Source organism: Pseudomonas sp. Sample_16 (assembly GCF_004307665.1).
Taxonomy (GTDB): domain Bacteria; phylum Pseudomonadota; class Gammaproteobacteria; order Pseudomonadales; family Pseudomonadaceae; genus Aquipseudomonas.
On sequence record NZ_RCOB01000081.1, the window covers coordinates 1 to 18149 of the forward strand.

General features: G+C 54.3%; 9 protein-coding genes and 1 pseudogene. 5 read left to right on the plus strand and 5 right to left on the minus strand.

Annotation, left to right across the window (positions count from 1 at the left end; all coding sequences use genetic code 11):
- Nucleotides 1–128 precede the first annotated feature (128 nt).
- A complete protein-coding gene (locus D8U69_RS12095) occupies nucleotides 129–2603 on the minus strand; it encodes a UvrD-helicase domain-containing protein (protein WP_130907370.1) in 2475 nt (824 codons plus the stop codon).
- A 277-nt stretch (nucleotides 2604–2880) separates the two neighbouring features.
- On the opposite strand from D8U69_RS12095, the gene D8U69_RS12100 reads away from it, so the two are divergent.
- On the plus strand, nucleotides 2881–3576 hold the full coding sequence (locus D8U69_RS12100; protein WP_056855389.1) for a pirin family protein: 696 nt from the start codon (nucleotides 2881–2883) through the stop codon (nucleotides 3574–3576).
- 208 nt (nucleotides 3577–3784) lie between these two features.
- Here D8U69_RS12100 and pgm read toward each other — a convergent pair whose 3' ends face one another.
- From pgm to D8U69_RS12125, 4 genes are all read right to left on the minus strand, one after another.
- On the minus strand, nucleotides 3785–5431 hold the full coding sequence (gene pgm / locus D8U69_RS12110) for a phosphoglucomutase (alpha-D-glucose-1,6-bisphosphate-dependent) (RefSeq protein WP_130907371.1): 1647 nt from the start codon (nucleotides 5429–5431) through the stop codon (nucleotides 3785–3787).
- Nucleotides 5432–5573: 142 nt separating this feature from the next.
- A complete protein-coding gene (locus D8U69_RS12115; protein ID WP_130907372.1) occupies nucleotides 5574–6974 on the minus strand; it encodes a PLP-dependent aminotransferase family protein in 1401 nt (466 codons plus the stop codon).
- Between the two features lie 37 nt (nucleotides 6975–7011).
- The gene (locus D8U69_RS12120) at nucleotides 7012–8490 is read right to left on the minus strand and encodes a hypothetical protein (protein ID WP_130907373.1); all 1479 of its coding nucleotides are present in this window, start codon (nucleotides 8488–8490) and stop codon (nucleotides 7012–7014) included.
- Nucleotides 8491–9051: 561 nt separating this feature from the next.
- Entirely contained in the window at nucleotides 9052–10074 is a 1023-nt protein-coding gene (locus D8U69_RS12125; RefSeq protein WP_056855393.1) for a zinc-dependent alcohol dehydrogenase family protein, read from the minus strand.
- 269 nt (nucleotides 10075–10343) lie between these two features.
- Here D8U69_RS12125 and D8U69_RS12130 point away from each other — a divergent pair, with 269 nt between their 5' ends.
- From D8U69_RS12130 to D8U69_RS12145, 4 genes and pseudogenes are all read left to right on the plus strand, one after another.
- The gene (locus tag D8U69_RS12130; RefSeq protein ID WP_130904885.1) at nucleotides 10344–11258 is read left to right on the plus strand and encodes a LysR family transcriptional regulator; all 915 of its coding nucleotides are present in this window, start codon (nucleotides 10344–10346) and stop codon (nucleotides 11256–11258) included.
- Between the two features lie 153 nt (nucleotides 11259–11411).
- Nucleotides 11412–12674, plus strand: a complete 1263-nt coding sequence (locus D8U69_RS12135; protein WP_130907374.1) for a site-specific integrase — start codon at nucleotides 11412–11414, stop codon at nucleotides 12672–12674.
- Between the two features lie 1137 nt (nucleotides 12675–13811).
- Nucleotides 13812–14983 (plus strand): annotated as a pseudogene (locus D8U69_RS12140) (IS3 family transposase).
- A 494-nt stretch (nucleotides 14984–15477) separates the two neighbouring features.
- Nucleotides 15478–16686, plus strand: a complete 1209-nt coding sequence (locus D8U69_RS12145) for a hypothetical protein (protein WP_130907375.1) — start codon at nucleotides 15478–15480, stop codon at nucleotides 16684–16686.
- Nucleotides 16687–18149 lie beyond the last annotated feature (1463 nt).

An 18149-nucleotide genomic window follows, 5' to 3' on the forward strand; every position in this document is an offset into this window, starting at 1 on the left:
GGCCGCTTCGCGCCCCAGCGGGACGGTGCGGCGATCCGACAAGCTCCCTCGCCACAGGTACAGTGTTCGTCCTTAAGAGAACAGCATTACACTCCCGGTGGGCTTTTTGTTGAGTGAAATCCAAAGACTCACGCCACAGTCTTGCCCTGGCGATGATCAGCAAAGAATGCCTTGCCCTTACCGATCCGGTCGGACGCCTTGGGCATGTTTGCAGCCTGATTGTCCGCCGTATCGACATACCAGTAGCAATGACTCACTGCCCGGGTAATGCCCACGTAGGCCAGGCGCAGGATTTCGTCTTTCTGCGCATTGTCGTACGGCTCGTTATCACCAGCCTTGCCCAGGCCGGCCATGCGGTACACCTGATTCTTGTAGGGAGAACTGGTCAAGTGCTGACAGTCGCCAAGCAGGAAAACCGCGTCCGCCTGCAGACCCTTGGCGCTGTGATAAGTCAGCTGTTTCAAGCGCCTTGCGTCATACGGCAAGCTAGAATCAAGATTAACTACAGACTGAATATGCTCTTCTATCAATGACTTATCGCTGCTTTTTCGATAGAGCATCAAGATTGAATCGCCCTTCCTGTAATGTTCCATCAACCTTTGAGCCAGGCCTTGGTCGTCGCGGTCCAGCACGTTGACTGGCAGTAACGGCTTTGGCTCACCGCTGGCCTTGGCCTTCTTGCCAGCAATCGCCGGAGCGGCGCGCACGATGTGTTCGGCAGCGTCGATGATGTGTTGATGGCTGCGGTAATTGTCGCTGAGCATGACTTTGGTGGTGCTCGGGGACGAGAACGACTGGTTGAACTCCATGAAATAACTTGGCGAACTGCCTCGCCAACCATAAATCGATTGCCAATCATCCCCCACGCAAAGCAAAGACGAGCGTTGCGCGCCGCGCCCGACATGCATGGCCGGACCGCGACTGCGGATTTCTGCCAGGCTGGCACGAATCCACGACACGATCTGCGGTGAGACATCCTGGAATTCATCGATCATCAAATGCGACAGCGGCCTTAGCAACTCATCGCTGAGCAACTTGAGATTCTCCGGCGAGTGCTCGCTGAACAGCGCGAACATCCGGTTGTAGGTCATGATCGGAGGTTTCTGGTCGAGCAAATGATCTTCCAGTGCACGCCAATACAGACTCAAGGCCTCAAAGAAGAACCGGTCCGGGTCATCCTTGCCGAAGCTCATCTGGCCCACGGCGGTCGGTACGTCCAGGCCCAGGTTCTCGATAAACCCGGCAGCAGCGACAAAACAGTCGAGCAACGGTGCAGAAGCGAGTTCACCCTTGACCTTGTAATCGAAGCCTGGCCCGGCACTGGCCTCTCCTGCCAGCGACGCCAGAACACGTTTCGACGATTCATAGCTATCCAGCCATATCAAAGGCTTACGGCAGAAAGCTTGAAACAGGGTGCGCTTTACAGCCCATTCCGCGCGCACGCTCAACTTTGCGTTGGGACGCGTCAGTTGAGGGTTTTCCCGAGGATCGAAACCCAGCACCACCCAGGCATCCAGCGACGGAATGTAGCCGTGACAATGAAATCTCGAACCGTTGATATCGAACGTCTGGCGATTGGGCTCGATACCTTTGATCGGCCAGGCTTTGGCGCGAAACCACAGGTCTTCGATCATGTCGCAAAGTTCTTCATCGCGCTTGGCGGCCAGTTCGGTCACGGCCATGCGTTTCTGCACATCGGGGTGATCGCGCTCCAGCTCCTTGAGCTGCAAGGCATGGCGCGACAGCGGCTTGATCAACTCGCGAAAGCGTTCGTCGCGGGTATGCAAGGTGTGATAACAGGCATTGAGTTGCTGGCGCTGGGCATCGTTGATGCGCAAGTCGAACGGATTGCTGTCCACCTCTTCCTCAGAACCTTGTGGTCGGTGGCTGAGGTTCTCGAAGGCCTGCAAACGCTCAAAACCCGGCAGGCTGCGTACCATGGGCAGAATCCGCGAGTGGAAAGTACGCACCAGATCGCGTGCTTCCTTGAAGCTGAGCGCCCGCCCCCAAAGGGCAAACAGCTCGATCAGCTTGTTGATGAAGTCTTTGCGCGATTCGCGGGTGAAGGTCACGACTGTCATCGAACTCAGCTCGTAGCCCAGATATTGCGTCAGCAACACAATACGCAGGACCAGCGTTGTCGACTTGCCCGCACCCGCGCCGGCGATTACCGAGGTAGACGGTGTATCGCTGAAAATCATCTTCCACTGAGCGGTGCTGGGTTGCGCGTGTGGCGGCAGCAGTCGAGCGACGTCCGCCTTCATGCGTTTTTTCAGTTCAGCGGTCAACGGCAGGCGCCAATCATCGAACAAATGATCATCAATGTTGGGCGGCCTGTGTTCAGTGCTGCGTGAGTCACGAATCAGCAATACCTGTCGGCCTTCTTCCAGCCCTTCCAGTTTGCCTTCCTTGTAGCCGTAGTCCACCCCGGCAATATGCCCGCTGCGAAAACCGTCCGCCTGGCCGTGCAACCACGAAGCACGGTGCTGTGCACGCAAGCGGGTCAAGCCATGGCCAAAAAACCGGGCGGCCAGACGCTTGAGCAGCGGCATCTCGGCCAAAGGGCGAAGTTCAGGTGGAAGATCGGGGGTGTGTTGCGCCACGCGGACGGACTCCATGGTCTGAGACTGTTGACGGCTATGGTGTCTGCATTTGCCGATGAGTTCTAGTGAAATGCTTGTAGCTCATTGGCTTATACGATGAAGTGAAGGCCGAATGACAATATTTCGAAGGGTTTTTATATCGATACATTCGATTGTTATGAGGCATTTTTTACGCTTTTTATCGATTGTTGCCTGTTGGATGATGGCCGTCATCAACCACCGGTCTCGCTTCATGGCTCATGCATCAAGCCCATGACGAACCTTTCAGGAGACGATCATGCTTGAACTCAGACCTTTCAACTCGCTGGGTGGCGCTCACCACGGCTGGCTGGATGCACATCATCACTTTTCGTTCGCCGAGTACCATGACCCAAAACGCATGAACTGGGGCAACCTGCGGGTGTGGAACGATGATGTAATCGCCCCCGGTACCGGCTTCCCGCAGCATCCACATCGGGACATGGAGATCATCACTTACGTGCGTGAAGGTGCGATCACCCACCAGGACAACCTGGGCAACAAGGGTCGCACCGAGGCTGGTGACGTTCAGGTCATGAGCGCCGGTACCGGTATTGCCCACAGTGAATACAATCTGGAAGCGACACCGACCAGGATTTTCCAGATCTGGATCATTCCGAATGAATCCGGACTGGCACCGTCCTGGGGCGCCAAGCCGTTTCCCAAAGGCCAGCGCGAAGGTTTCGTGACGTTGGCCAGCGGCAAGGACGGCGATGATCAAAGCCTGCGTATTCGCGCCGATGCCCGGTTGGTGGCGGCGAACCTGAAAGCGGGTGAAACCGCGGAATATCGGCTGGACAGCGGTCGTCGCGCGTATCTGGTTCCGGCCACCGGTGTCATTGAAGTCAATGGCTTGCGTGCACAGGCTCGCGACGGCATTGCAGTTGCCGACGAGCAGGTACTGCAAGTAACAGCCGTCGAGGACAGCGAGATTGTGCTGGTGGATCTGGCTTGATTGGGTAATTGCGACGCACAAAAAAGGGGTGGCCAGAACGGTCACCCCTTTTCTATAGGTCGTCTTTCAATTTGTGGCGAGGGAGCTTGCTCCCGCTCGGCTGCGCAGCAGTCGTAAATACAACGAATGCGCACTGTCAGGAACAGCGCCATGGGGGCCGCTTCGCCGCCCAGCGGGAGCTTGCTCCCTCGCCACCAACGCCCATCACTTACCTCGTGGAAATAGCGCCATCCACCAACGTCTGCGCTTCGGCCACCAACTGCTTGAGATGGTCGTCGCTGACAAAGCTTTCCGCATAGATTTTGTAGATGTCTTCGGTACCCGACGGACGCGCAGCGAACCAACCGTTCTCGGTCATGACCTTCAAGCCGCCAATCGCCTGGTCGTTACCGGGCGCATGGCTGAGAATGCTCTGGATGGGCTCGCCCGCCAACTCGGTGGAGGTCACCTGTGCCGGCGACAGCTTGCTCAGCAAAGCTTTTTGCTCCGGGTTGGCCTTGGCGTCGACCCGCACGGAGAACGGTTCTCCCAGTTCATCGGTCAAGGCTCGATAGGCCTGGCTCGGGTCGCGACCGGTGCGGGCGGTCATTTCAGCGGCCAACAATGCCGGGATCAGCCCGTCCTTGTCGGTACTCCAGACGCCACCGTCCTTGCGCAGGAACGATGCTCCGGCGCTTTCTTCACCACCGAAGCCCAGCGAACCATCGAACAAGCCATCGGCAAACCACTTGAAGCCGACCGGCACTTCGTACAGGCGACGCCCCAGACGCTTGGCCACGCGATCGATCAGCCCGCTGCTGACCACCGTTTTGCCTACGGCAGCGTCGGCGCGCCATTGCGGCCGGTTCTGGAACAGATAATCAATGGACACCGCCAAATAATTGTTCGGCGCCAGCAAGCCACCGGACGGCGTGACAATGCCATGACGGTCGTGATCCGGGTCGCAGGCGAATGCCACGTCGAAGCGTTCCTTGAGGCCGATCAGACCTTGCATGGCATGCGTGGACGATGGGTCCATGCGAATCTGGCCGTCCCAGTCGACGGTCATGAAGCGGAACGTCGGATCAACCTGTTTGTTCACCACGTCCAGGTCCAGGCGGTAATGCTCGGCAATCGCCGACCAGTAGCGCACCCCTGCTCCGCCCAGCGGATCGACACCCAGGCGCAGTTTGGCATCACGGATCGCATCGAAATCAATGACGTTGATCAGGTCGGCAACGTAGGTGTTCACATAATCGTGGCGATGGGTGGTGCTGGCCTTCAGCGCTTGCTCGTAACTGATGCGCTTGACCCCGGCGAGCTTGTTGCCCAGCAGTTCGTTGGCTTTGGCTTCGATCCACTTGGTGATGTGGGTATCGGCTGGGCCACCGTTGGTGGGGTTGTATTTGTAACCCCCGCTTTGCGGCGGGTTATGCGACGGGGTGATGACGATGCCGTCAGCCAGGCCCGAGGTGCGTCCACGGTTGTAGCAAAGAATCGCGTGGGAAATCGCCGGCGTCGGGGTGTATTCGTCGCCTTCGGCAATCATAACCGTCACACCGTTGGCCGCCAGCACTTCCAGGGCGCTGGCGCCTGCTGGAGTGGACAGCGCATGGGTGTCGATACCGACGAACAGCGGGCCGTCGATGCCTTGCGCCTCGCGATACAGACAGATTGCCTGGCTGATGGCCAGAACGTGCCATTCGTTGAAACTCAGGTCGAAGGAGCTGCCTCGGTGCCCGGACGTGCCAAAAGCCACGCGTTGGGTCGAAATGGCGGCATCTGGCTGGCCGGTGTAATACGCCGTAACCAGTCGCGGGATATCGACCAACAATTCTGCCGGTGCCGGTTTGCCCGCATATTGACTGAGTGTCATGCAAAAACCTCTGGAATAGAGTGGTTCAGGAATTGGAACGCAGTTTACTGGCAGTTTGACCGTCGCGCGACGTTATCGATCCCGTGCAGGATCGAGCTCAGTGTTATAAAAGTCGAGCATTGCACCAGACAGGGTGTTGCGTTCATTCGATCGACTCCATTCGCAGCGCATCCGCCAGCAGACCCAAGGCGTTCGCCAGATCCTGTTCAGCAACCACGCTATGACTCAATCGCAGATGCTGTGCATGTAACCCCTGGAGGCTGAACAGTTCTCCCGGCGCTATGACCACATGTTGCTTGAGCAGGCGCTGGAATACCCGGCGCACGTTGACCTGCCGTAATGGACGCACCCAGATCGTTGCACCTCCTTGTGGCTCGACGAAATGCAGGGCATCGGCCAAGCGTTCTTGCAATAACTGAATCATCTGCACCTTGCCATCCTTGAGTCGACGCCGCAGCAATTGCAGGTGTTGGTCGATGCGTCCGTTGCTGTACAAGCGGGCAATGGCTTTCTGGCGAATCGCGGACAGGCGGAAAGCGCGCAGCAGGAAATGGCGTTGCAGCTCCACGCGCAAATGGCGCGAAAGTAGATAACCAAAGGGCGCTTCCGGCCCCATTATTTTTTCGAAAGTAGAAAATACGATCAGACGTTCCGGGGCCAGCCACTCGCGAAATCGCGGGCCGCCGGGTTCGAATTCGAGCTCACCGTAGCAGTCGTTCTCCAACACCCAACAGTCATGCTGCTTCAATAACTGCGCAATGGCCTCACGGTTGCCCTCGGACGCCTGGCTGCCACTGGGCGTATTCATGCCGGACGAAAGCATCACCAGGCACACCGGTTCAGTTTCCAGCAGTGTCTTGAGAAGGTCATGATTCAGGCTGCCGTCGGTCATCACCGGCCACTCGATGACCCGGACGCCTGCCGCATCCAACAACCGCAGAATCCCCCAGTCACACGGCGATTCGACCACGACCGTCGCCTCCTTGAGGCCCAGCACGACGATCATGATTTCCAGCACACCACGAAGGTCCGCCCCGATGTAGACATCTTCAGCGTGCCAGCACCGCACCGGCGAAGTGGTGTAGCGCGCAGCCAATGCCATGCGCAACTCCAGTTCGCCGCAGGGTTGCGAGTGTGCCTGCGGCTGGCGCGGATACTGACGAAGCAACTCTCTTTCCAGCAGCAGCAACGGACTGTCTATGGGCTGCAGCATTGCCGGATCGTCTGTACTCAGTACCAGCATGCCTGGACGGCGGGCGTTGACGTAAACGCTTTCGAGCAAGTCATTACCGCTGTAGAGCGTATTCGCAGCAGGCACCGGCTGCGCGAAATATCCTGACTTGGCCTCTGAGTACACCCGGCCTTCCTTTTCCAGTAGCGCGTAGGCGTACTGAATGGTCGAGATCGACACATTCAGCCGCACTGCCAGTTGCCGCAATGAAGGCAGGCGAACCCGCGCATCATTGGCTGTTTCGCCGATGAGGTGGGTCAGGTATCGATATACCGCCTGATAGGCAAAGTCGGTAGTACGCGGTCCTTTCATGGACAAGGACCGCGGGCCTGGCAATGACGGCTCACCTTCAACCACCGGCGGACGACTCACCCGGCACGGATGAGTGATAGTCGACCGGATCAGCAACGGCATCGCCGATCACCGGTTCGGCTACCCTGCCCTCCAGTACCGCCACCGACTTCATGCGATAAAGGTCGCAGACGAGATTCACCGGCAGACCACTGACGTCGGTGAGCCATTGCTTGATCTGGTCGGCAACTTGTTGCCCCTGCATGGCCCGATGCAGATCAGGCAATGCCACCATCATGCCTGGGTGGCACTGGCGCAGGAATCGCTCGAGTGTTGCGCCGTTGTCGACAAAAGGCGCAAACAAGAGGCACACCAACTGGGCTTCATTCAAACCCAGGCTTCGTTGCAATTCGGTTGCAGTCCTTGTCCGCTGCTCTGCCAGTGTCACTGGCCGGCCAAAGGTTTCCATCGCCTGTTCGCACAAGCGTTCCGGCAGTTGTTTACGGCGCATCATCACCAACGCCCGTTGCAGGTATTCGCCAATCCCCTCTTCATAGGTACGACCTTGCACGAAGCAGGCATCCAACCCGCGCACGTGGGCGCAAACCGGGAGACTGCTGTAGTCATTGTCACAGAGGTGAGCCGCCAGTTCGTCCGCCTGGAATCCGAGAAATTCGGTAAGCAGCGGCCATCGTTCTTCCAGATTGCTGACCAGCAAATCGTGAATATCAATCAATGTCGCGCGGCGGCAGATTTCAAAATCCTCTGCGGGACGCCAGGGTTGATAACCCGGTTGCGAGTAAAACCGTTGGTAGCCTTGAGCGCCCAGGTCGTCGAGCAGCCGGAACAATCCCTCATAGCCCGGCTCGGGATGCCTGGACATATCGTGGCCGGCCTTGGTGGCAGCCCGTTTCAGACCTTCGATAAATCGCCTCTGTTGGCGCGGCGTATCGTGGCTGATCAGGGCGTCGACGCCATGACTCCAGCGGGTGATTTGCCCGCAGAACTCGCCGGTGGCCAGGTAGCCGTTGTCCCACAGGTCAAGCGGCCCGTCCATGGGCCGCACGTGCCCGATCATCAGCAGGTTGGTGCGTTCGGACTCACGGCCTGCCGCAGACAACGGGGCCACGGGATCGAACGCTACAACCTCGCGGTTATCCACCATCAGAACTTCAACCCGCGGGTCGTCGTAGACGAACAAGGCGCTGTAGCTGCGATGAATGTTTTCCAGGGCTGCCTCGCTGGAACTGCCAAGGCGCAGGGTTGCCACGCGCAACTGGAACGTTGCCGGCGCTCGACTGGCGATGGTCAGCTGTGCGGCCCGCAGCAATGCCAGGGAGTAGCAACTGTCACGGGAGCCGGTTTGAATGGCCAATACTTTGAAGTCACCGATCTGCTCCATGCCGCCGGCGGCCACGCCCAGGCGTTGAATCAACAACTGCAATGCCGTGCGTTCGGCCCGGGAAAAGAAACTCAGCAATCGTTGCAGCACTTGTTGATAGACATTGCTCATGGCTTGTTCATGGATATTGGTCATCTATATGTACCTGATACTCGTAGTTCAATATCGCGCACACAGCAGGACGCGGCGCAGGAGGTTGGCCTGAACAGGGTTTGGATACTGGTTATATTGGTAAATGCTAGCACTTAAATGTTCATGTCGACATTTGAGTGCATCGGAGGCTGCGCAGGCCTTGCATCCTGTCGATCAGCCGTGGAGCCCGTATTAACGGGGGCTCACTCCATGCCTTTCGACGTCCTAGGAAATATCCGACAGAGTCCCACAGACATTTAACACAGGAAATAAAGAAAGAAGTAGCCAATAAATTTCCAGCAACTACCGAGACGATCGTTAATGGTTGAATATTTATCAGCAGTGCACATTGAAAAGTATCAGCCTGATACCGGCTCATAGCTCATTCCTTGAGATGAAAGTAATCATTCAATTATCAGGGCTTAGATGCTGATTAGAAGCTACAGATTGAGAGCAAAAACCAGTTCAGTTGCTGAACTGCTCCACTGACAGATCAATGGAAGGTCTCATGTAGGAAAGTACTGAAAGCAAAGAGTCCGTGAAGGCACGGACTCTTTGAGTGGATCAGGCTGGCTCGACCTGGAGCGCAACCCTTTCCCGGCAGGGGCATTCGTCCATGTAGCGGTGAGCCTCGACAAACTCGGCAAACGGAAAGACCCGAGTCTTGAGCGGCAGCACCACGCGGTCGGCGGTCAACTGGTTGATGTCACGCAAGGCCCGTTGCAGTGCAACCTGATCCTGGATGATGCCCAGTTCCGGCTTGCCGGTGAAGTTACCGATACAGTGCACGAAGAACTGAATATTTTTCTGAAACGCTGCGCAAGCCGGGAATGGTGTCTGGTTCCCGCCTTGCAGGCCGTACAGAACCAGGCTGCCACGTGGCGCAAGAACGTCGCCAAGCAGTGACATCTGTGGGCCGCCCAGACCATCGAACACCACATCCACGCCGCGATTGTCAGTGATTTTGTTGATCCGCATCAGCAGATCTTCTTCCTCGGTGACAATCACTTTCTCGGCGCCCAACGACAGCAGGTATTCACGTTCATCCGCCGACTTGGTGGCCGCGATCACCCGCACACCCAAGGCCTTGCCCAACTGGACAAACGAAGGGCCTGCGCAATGGCTGGCGTCAGTGACCAGGGCAAACTGCCCGGGTTTGACCCGTGCCAGATCCGAGTAGGCAAAGTAGGCAATCAATAAAGGCGTGTAATGCACGCTGGCTTCAATCGGGCTGAGCACGTCCGGGTAGCGGGTCAGCGACGTGCGTGGCAGCACAATCAATTCGCCGTAGACCGGGTAATCGTTCGGGCTTTGAGCCGGGAAACTGGCGACCTTGTCACCCACGGCCAGATCATCGACACCCTCACCGACAGCCGTGACGACACCGGCCATTTCCTGGCCAAGGCCGGCAGGCAATTGAGCACGGGAAGACGCCAGGTTTTGCCGCCAGAGTGTGTCGTACCAACTGATGCCAATGGCCTCGACGCGCACCTGCACTTCACCCGGTGCAGGCAGAGCGGCCGCATGCTCTTCGCATTTGAGCACCTCGGCTGGACCAAATTTGTGAAACCGGATCGTGCGGGACATCGCAAACCTCGCCAAATGAACCTCTAATGCCATGAACTCTAGCTGGGCTTTCAACCCAACACTATCTGTGGCTATTAATAGTCGACATGCTTGTCATTGATTCCGCATCAGCGGCAACATCGTCAAATGTCGTAAGAAACTGAAGCAGCCTTTGTAGGAAAACTGAATTACTCGGTGCAGAGTACCAGCCTTTCCCCGTAATATTCCTGCTGGCCATTGTTCTCATATGGCCGCCCACGTCAAGTTTACTGACTCTGCCTGGACTCCAGATGAATCGTAATGACCTGCGTCGTGTCGACCTCAACCTGTTGATCGTATTCGAAACCCTGATGCACGAGCGCAGCGTGACCCGCGCTGCGGAGAAGCTTTTCCTTGGTCAGCCAGCCATCAGTGCGGCGCTTTCGCGCTTGCGTGGGTTGTTCGATGATCCGTTGTTTGTGCGCACTGGCCGCAGCATGGAGCCGTCTGCCCGGGCCGTGGAGATCTTCGCCCTGCTTTCCCCGGCGCTGGATTCCATTTCCACCGCCGTCAGCCGAGCCGCCGAGTTTGACCCGGCCACCAGCACTGCGGTGTTCCGCATCGGTCTTTCCGACGATGTCGAGTTTGCCCTGCTGCCGATGCTGCTCAAGCGCCTGCGGGCCGAATCTCCGGGGATTGTGCTGGTGGTCCGGCGGGTCAATTACATCCTGATGCCGGGATTGTTGGCCTCCGGCGAAATCTCCATTGGCGTCAGCTACACCACCGACTTGCCGGCGAATGCCAAGCGTAAAGTCCTGCGCCGCAGCTCGCCCAAGCTGCTGCGTGCCGATACCGTGCCCGGCCCCTTGAGCCTGGATGACTTCTGCGCGCGGCCTCATGCTCTGGTGTCATTCGCCGGCGACCTCAGCGGCTTTATCGATGAAGAGCTGGAAAAACTGGGACGCAAGCGCCATGTCGTGCTCGCGGTGCCGCAGTTCAACGGGTTGAGCACGCTGCTGAGCGGGACTGACATCGTCGCCACCGTTCCGGACTACACGGCAGAAGCCCTCACGGCCGCGGGTGGTGTACGTGCGGAGGAACCGCCGTTGCCGGTGCGCAGCTTTGAATTGCATATGGCGTGGCGCGGGTCACAGGATAATGATCCGGGTGAGCGCTGGTTGCGATCGCGGATTCAGATGTTTTTCGGGGACCCCAATAGTCTTTAAGCGTTTTCCATAAAAGTCCAAATAAATCTTATTAAACAAGTAATTAGGAGAACAAGCTGTCCATTGCCGTCCGTCGAATTCCACTAGTTTCCTGGAGCCTTGGGGGTATATTAAAAATAAATTTTACCCCAAAGAAAAAACGGTACCCCCAGAATGGCATCAGGCCCGGCCGCTTTTCGACGCAAACTTACCGATACATTCGTCCGAGCGGTAGACCAATCGGGCAAGTACGCGGACGGCGAAGTTCCGGGCCTATTCCTGCAGGTAAGAACGTCGCTAAAGACAGCCAAACCCCCTTCCAAGTATTGGCGATTAAAGTACCGCCTGCACGGCAAGGAGAACTTGTTTGCCGTCGGCCGCTACCCTGACATTGGACTCAAAGAAGCTCGTGATATCGCCAGGGCAGCGCGACGCGACGTGGCTAATCATATTGCGCCCCTCCAGACCAAAACCGCCAAGATCGCGGCGCAGCGTCTCAGCGAGATGCGGACATTCAGGTTTGTGGCCGAACAATGGTTGGAGTTCAAGTCCGCGCAATTGGTGTCTAAATCTCTTTCTGGTTTTCGTGGTGCGCTCGACAATCATATTTTCCCGTCCATCGGCCACAGACCGGTTAGCGAGGTAAAGCTGGAACACATCACCCCAATCATTACCGAACTACGCCGCAAGCGCACCATGGCCATGGCGGCGCGCGTGCGTACCATTATCCGCGCGGTGCTGGGTTTTGCCGAAGGACGTGGCTGGGTGGAGCGCAACGTAGCACTTAGCAACACAGAAGAACTGAAGATCCGCCACATGGTGGTCAGCAACCCTGCCATCGAACGTCCGGCTGACCTGGGCCGGTTTTTGCTGCGCCTGGACGACTGTTGTGATGGCATCGTCACTACAGCTATGCGGCTGCTGGTCCTTCTGCCGGTACGTCCCGGAGAATTAGCTAACATGCGCTGGGAAGACATCGACCTGGTAGGCGCCGACTGGCGTTACGTGGTTAGCAAAACTAAGCATCTCAATCGGGCCAAGCACATTGTGCCGTTGCCGGAGCAAGCATTGGCCTTACTCCGCGGACAGCGCGAGAGCAGTGTGGTGGATGAAGAAGGCTACGGTTGGGTATTTGGCTCGCCTGTTCACCCAGGTAATCCAATTAATCCGACATCCATGCTCAAATCGTTTCAGCGCATCTGGCCGGAATACAAAATTACCGCGCACGGCTTCCGCGCCACCTTCCGAACCATTGCTCACGAGCACTTGGACATTGATCCGATCGTGTTGGAGCTGTCCTTATCCCACCGTATGCCAGGGGCTCTGGGCGCAGTGTATGCACGGGCGCAATTGTTAAGACAACGCCGGGAGGCGGCTCAACAATGGGCGGACTATTTAGATCGGCTACGTATCGACGCATCGCTTGCGGTAAGTTAACCATATCGGCGCCCCCTCCAAGCTAGGGTTTTTAAACGACTGAATCTGCTACTACCTGAGCGCTTTCAGAGGCGACGCTTGCTGCTTGGCTTGCTATCAATACTGGTTAATCTCGCAACCTCTACTGAACTGTTCGGTTGCAACTAACCTTGCGAAACTCACTTATTACCATGGTCATTTGCAATTCTGCGACCAAAGCGAGCATCGGCGACTGCGGCTCCATCGAATTTGAATGCACAATTGATGTAGCTGCGGGATGTGCAATTGGCTAAATTATGAGCGAAAAAAACGCCAACGGACATCGCGCCTCTAACTCTACTCGAAGGGTAGCCAAAAATTCCAGCCGTGTTAAGCATCGTGATACCAACCCGAGATTTCCGCCTATAGGCATTGCGCCAATGCGCAGTTCGTGCATTCTAGTCGTCCCTCCAACCAGGCGAAGCCCACCCTTCCGAAGCAACACCCGCTGTGTGCGATTACACCCTTGGCCGATCTGCTCGACGCGACCAATGTTGCGCGCCCATCATTTAATTGATACCGCAGGCGTTACTGGCAATCTTGACCCAGCTTTCAAGGTAGCACCAACGATCGCGAATCTATCGCGGTTCATGCAGCATCAAGTTCTTTCATATCAGGTGGGCGGGGGCGCCTGCTAGTAAAGTCCACGCTCAGCCCCAAAAAACAACCTAGTATCTCTTCTGTTGCGCAGAAATATGCAAAGTGAAGACTTTCCCTACATACAGCGGTCGCTACATTCTATTGAATTTACATTGAAAGCCCGCGTACACCGACCAAAGGAAGGCACATACGCTGTGTCGAGGTACGCGATCTTTCACTCCCTGTGTGTTTTTTTGCCCACATCTCTCCCCCAGAGCTGTGGGTATTTTTTTGAAGCTTGAAATTTAACGTACTATATCCCGATGACGACTTGAATACTTCGGGAATGAGTGAGTTATCCAATGTCTTGCCCCCAGAGCATAGCTTTTCGGACGTCGTTCTTGCGCATACCTTACGCCTGTTTTCTCGGGATGAAGACGACTTAGCACTATGGATCCCGCAGCGTACGATTCTTTATTGTAGTGGTCTAATGAAGCGACACCCATTTAGGCGAGAGTGCTCGCCAGATCGAGGTGTTAGATGACCAAGCAACGCCGTTCCTTTCCTGCTGAATTCAAACGCGAGGCTGCCGACCTCGTGCTCAAACAAAACTACAGCTACATCAAAGCCAGCCATTCGCTCGGTATTGGCGAGTCGGCCCTACGCCGATGGGTTGATGAGGTTCAGCAGGAGCGCCAAGGCGTCACACCGCAGAGCAAAGTATTGACCCCGGAACAACAGAAAATCCTGGAGCTGGAAGCTCGAATTGCCCGCCTTGAACGGGAAAAATCGATACTTAAAAAGGCTACCGCGCTCTTGATGTCGGAAGATCACGAGCGTACGCGCTGAGCCATCATGTGAGCGTCCATGAGCCGGTTGATTGGCTGTGCAAGGTGCTTGAGAAGTCGCTCATTCGTGCTACTACGCCCAGCGCCTTAGACGCCGCACGCCAGATGTCGAACGGCTTCGGCTGCGCAGCCGGGTGAGCGAGTTGTTCACGCAAAGTCGTAGCGCTGCCGGCAGCCGCAGCATCTTGTCGCTGATGCTTGAAGACGGTGAGACGCTCGGTCTGTTCAAAGTGCGCAGCTTGATGCGCGAGCTTGATTTAGTCAGCAAACAACCCGGTTCACACGCCTGCAAACGAGCGACGGTAGAGCGACTCGATATCCCGAACATCTAGAATAGGGAGCTCGATGTTCCGACACCCAACCAGGTGTGGTGCGACGATATCACCTAAATCTGGGCTGAAGGGAAATGGCACTGCCTGGCGGTCGTGCTGGATCTTTGCACGCGCCGGGTGGTGGGCTGGGCTTTGTCGGAAAAGCCGGACGCCGTATCTGGCTATCAAGGCGCTTGAAATGACTGACGAGCAACTAGGAAGACCGCAGAGCCTGCTGTTTCACTCGGATCAAGGGTCGCAGTATGCGAGTCGTTTATTTCGCCAGCGGTTGCGGCGTAATCGCTGGCGCCAGAGCATGAGTCGCCGGGGGAATTGCTGGGACAATGCGCCAATGGAGCGCGTTTTCCGCAGCTTGAACACGGAATGGATACCGACCACGGGTTACAGAACAGCTCAAGAAGCCCAGCTTGATGTATTGGTACAACTGGGTTCGACCCCATCAATTCAACGGCGGGCTGGCGCTAGCTCGGGCCGAGAAAAACTTAACGTGGTCTCCGGGATTAGTTGCCCTACATTGTTGCATTCAAACTGACCATAATGAGTTCAACGAATCAACCGAGATGAGCGTCTTAAAACGAATTCATCCCGCATTCGACTTTATCTCCTCGCGACAATCAGTATCACTGATATCTCCCGGCTTACAGCTAATACACGTCGTGCATAATACATAGACAAGCTCAACAATTGCGCCAGACGCCTATCGAATGTAACCCGTACAGCAATCATATACAAACTCGCTTATCCTGACATTGTGATTTATCACGCCTTATCGACCGTTAAAGCAGTCGCTCGGGTGATTTAACAGGATCTTAAAACTTATACATTTTCAAATTTTAAAATTGAAAGTAAGTGCCTGCCACTATCAAGACCCACTACACCAGCCTTCACCTTTAAAACTTGTTCATTCGAATGACCACCATTTCAGTGAATCCGAAAATCAGGATTTGACTACAGACATGGCGCACACGGGCGCATAAATTAACAAAACCGAATCGATCAGCTTGCGTTTAATACAAGGCATTACCAATGGCAAAATTAACGATGCAAAACGAACTTACAGGGGAGTTCAAAGATGCCCCTATAGGGCTTTCCTGGACCACTCTTTTTTTCGGTTTCTTTCCCGCTTTAATCAGAAAGGATTGGAAAAATGCGTTAATTCTTGCCGTTTTTGGCCCGCTGTCGCTAGGCCTGTTATTTATCATCTACTGGCTTTCGTATAACAAGCTTTATATCAACGAACTTCTGAAGAATGGTTACAAGATAAGCATTGCAAGTGATAGCTCGGCGATCAATCTAATGGCGGGCATAACTCCCTCACTCGCCAATGATGCCATATTTAACGCAACCAAATTTCAAGCACAAAAATTTAAACTAAGATTTTATTCCTGCAGTGTTTTCGCCCTTATAGCAGGACTCGGCCTAGTGAATCATATCCATACATATCAGTTTCCCTATAATATTATTGGCGAGTCGCCCCGTGACTCCGCCTTGCATGCAGCCGCCACTATTCCACCAGAGGTCATCAGCAAAGAAGCATTAAATTTTACAAAAAACATACTAGCCGAAGACATTACTGCAACATTGAGTGGAGTCGCTAGCCTTATCCCAGAGTTTGCGCCAAAGGCTATTGGTAAGCCGTTAAATAGCTTAGAGCTGTCTCATATCTACAATTCAAACCAGGTTGTGGCCAATAGAAAACTAAAAAACAAAACGATCATTATAACAGGTGAAGTCATTTCTATTAGCGCGACGCCGACTGATACTGTGTTACTCGGACTGCAAAGCGCGAACGAGTCGATAAACATAGTCAGCGAGCTCTCCAAGCCTGCAGAGAGAGCGGTCGAAGCGTTGCGCACAGGTGATACAATCACTTTAGTATGCGTTGTGGAAGGTATTATTAACCCCTCAATATCATTGGGCAACTGCCAACCGCTGACGATGTTTGCAGAAACGGCGGCCGAAGCGCAGGTTATCAAACTTGAGAACTGGTTATCTCACGGCGGCAAATCGCCTTTTGAATTCGACTCGAACGTCTCCAACGCCATGGCTTTATTGTATTTTTTAGGAACCGTACTTCCGAAAGGTCACACTTGCAGAGAAACAATAGACTGGCAAAAATGCACAAGCGCATTTAGCCTCAAAAAAATATTTGATACCAATGGCGACGATATAAATCAATGTATCGATCGCTGGCGTGAATGGCTTCAACTTCCTAAGAGCATGCATTCTGCGTGATCTCTTATCTATCATTGAACTCCTTTATCGCGCCAAATTCTGGCATAATATTTTTTATTAAAGACTGCAATAGAATGGCTGTCACTTCTTGGAGAGCGCGATAAATCCAGGTAAATTTGGTCCGAGACAGGTGTAGATACATGCACAACACCATAGTCTATTTATGCACCATAATATCGAACATAACCCGCATAGTTCCATGTCATTTTTTCGGAGCACAATTTTTTAGGGCGCTAGTTCTTGAAGAGGTTCGCCGCGTTGGCAATTTGTCCCGCGTTATTATGTAATAGTCTCTGCGCGTTTTTTAGTATTTTGAGAAACCCCCTACAGCCATGGCCTGGTTGCCCATTAATAATGCGATAGCTGGGAATGGTCCTAGCATCGTGCATACGAAGGCTCATATGGACTCCGGTTTTCGAAAAACTATTAGCCGCTCGCATCCCCATGGTTCCCAACATTGCCATAATATGGTCGAAAATTTGCAAGCCATCGACAGCGTCACTTTTCTAACTGGTGTAAAAAACGTAACTCGAGAACTAATTGAACGCTATTTAATCGCCAACAATATTTACCCTCACGCAATTAAAGATATAAATCTCGTCGCAGTGCTTACTGCCACAGATCCGCTCTCGAACGTACCTGAGTTCATGATTATCTCCTCTCGAATCAGCGAAGAAATAAAGATCATCGAAAACGGACACCGTTTAACATCTAAGAAAAAATGTGAAATTTCTATGTTAATAGCGGAGTTGCGATATTTGATCCCCTTGCAGCCGAGCAGATTGGAAGTTTTAAAAACGGACTTAGAGCAGCGCAGAAAATTGTCCATTAGAAACAATGCGATAGCGTTCTTCATTCTACTGTTCGTTTTTTTTCCATTATCGCCATGGCCGCTTTTAAATATCTACACATCTATTAAGCGTAGGGACGCTGCATACAGGCACGAGGCGGAAATCCTAATGCGGGACATTCATCGAATTTAGCATGTAGGTGTATTGTTATACACGTTTCCTTCCCAGCTGTCGCATCCGCGACAGCTGGGGGATTAATGTATTTTATAGCACTTGCACTTTTCGTACCCCTCCGCGATTAATCGCTCAGCGAGACCAGGATGGTTTTTTCTGACACTCGTCACCTTGCTCGTACGTAAATATTTAAACAGAGTTTCGCCACATTCTTTATGTAATATTTTTTCTATTGCAAACGTCGCGATTGTTTTCCCACCGTTCTCCACTCTTCCCTTTTAGCGGGCCATTCGCGATACGTCGCTAAATTTTTGGCCAAACATAATTTCCCGCCCCCCCCCGGTTCACGGTGATTCATTAACGGCTAGATCAGTTACAAGTTGCTCAGCGTAGAAAAATAAAATTTTTTGCACCCAGTTGGAATTATCAATAAAGCCCCAAATAACCCGCAAACCGGTGAGCCAGTCAAAATCAAGGCCAGCAACACAGTTGCCTTCA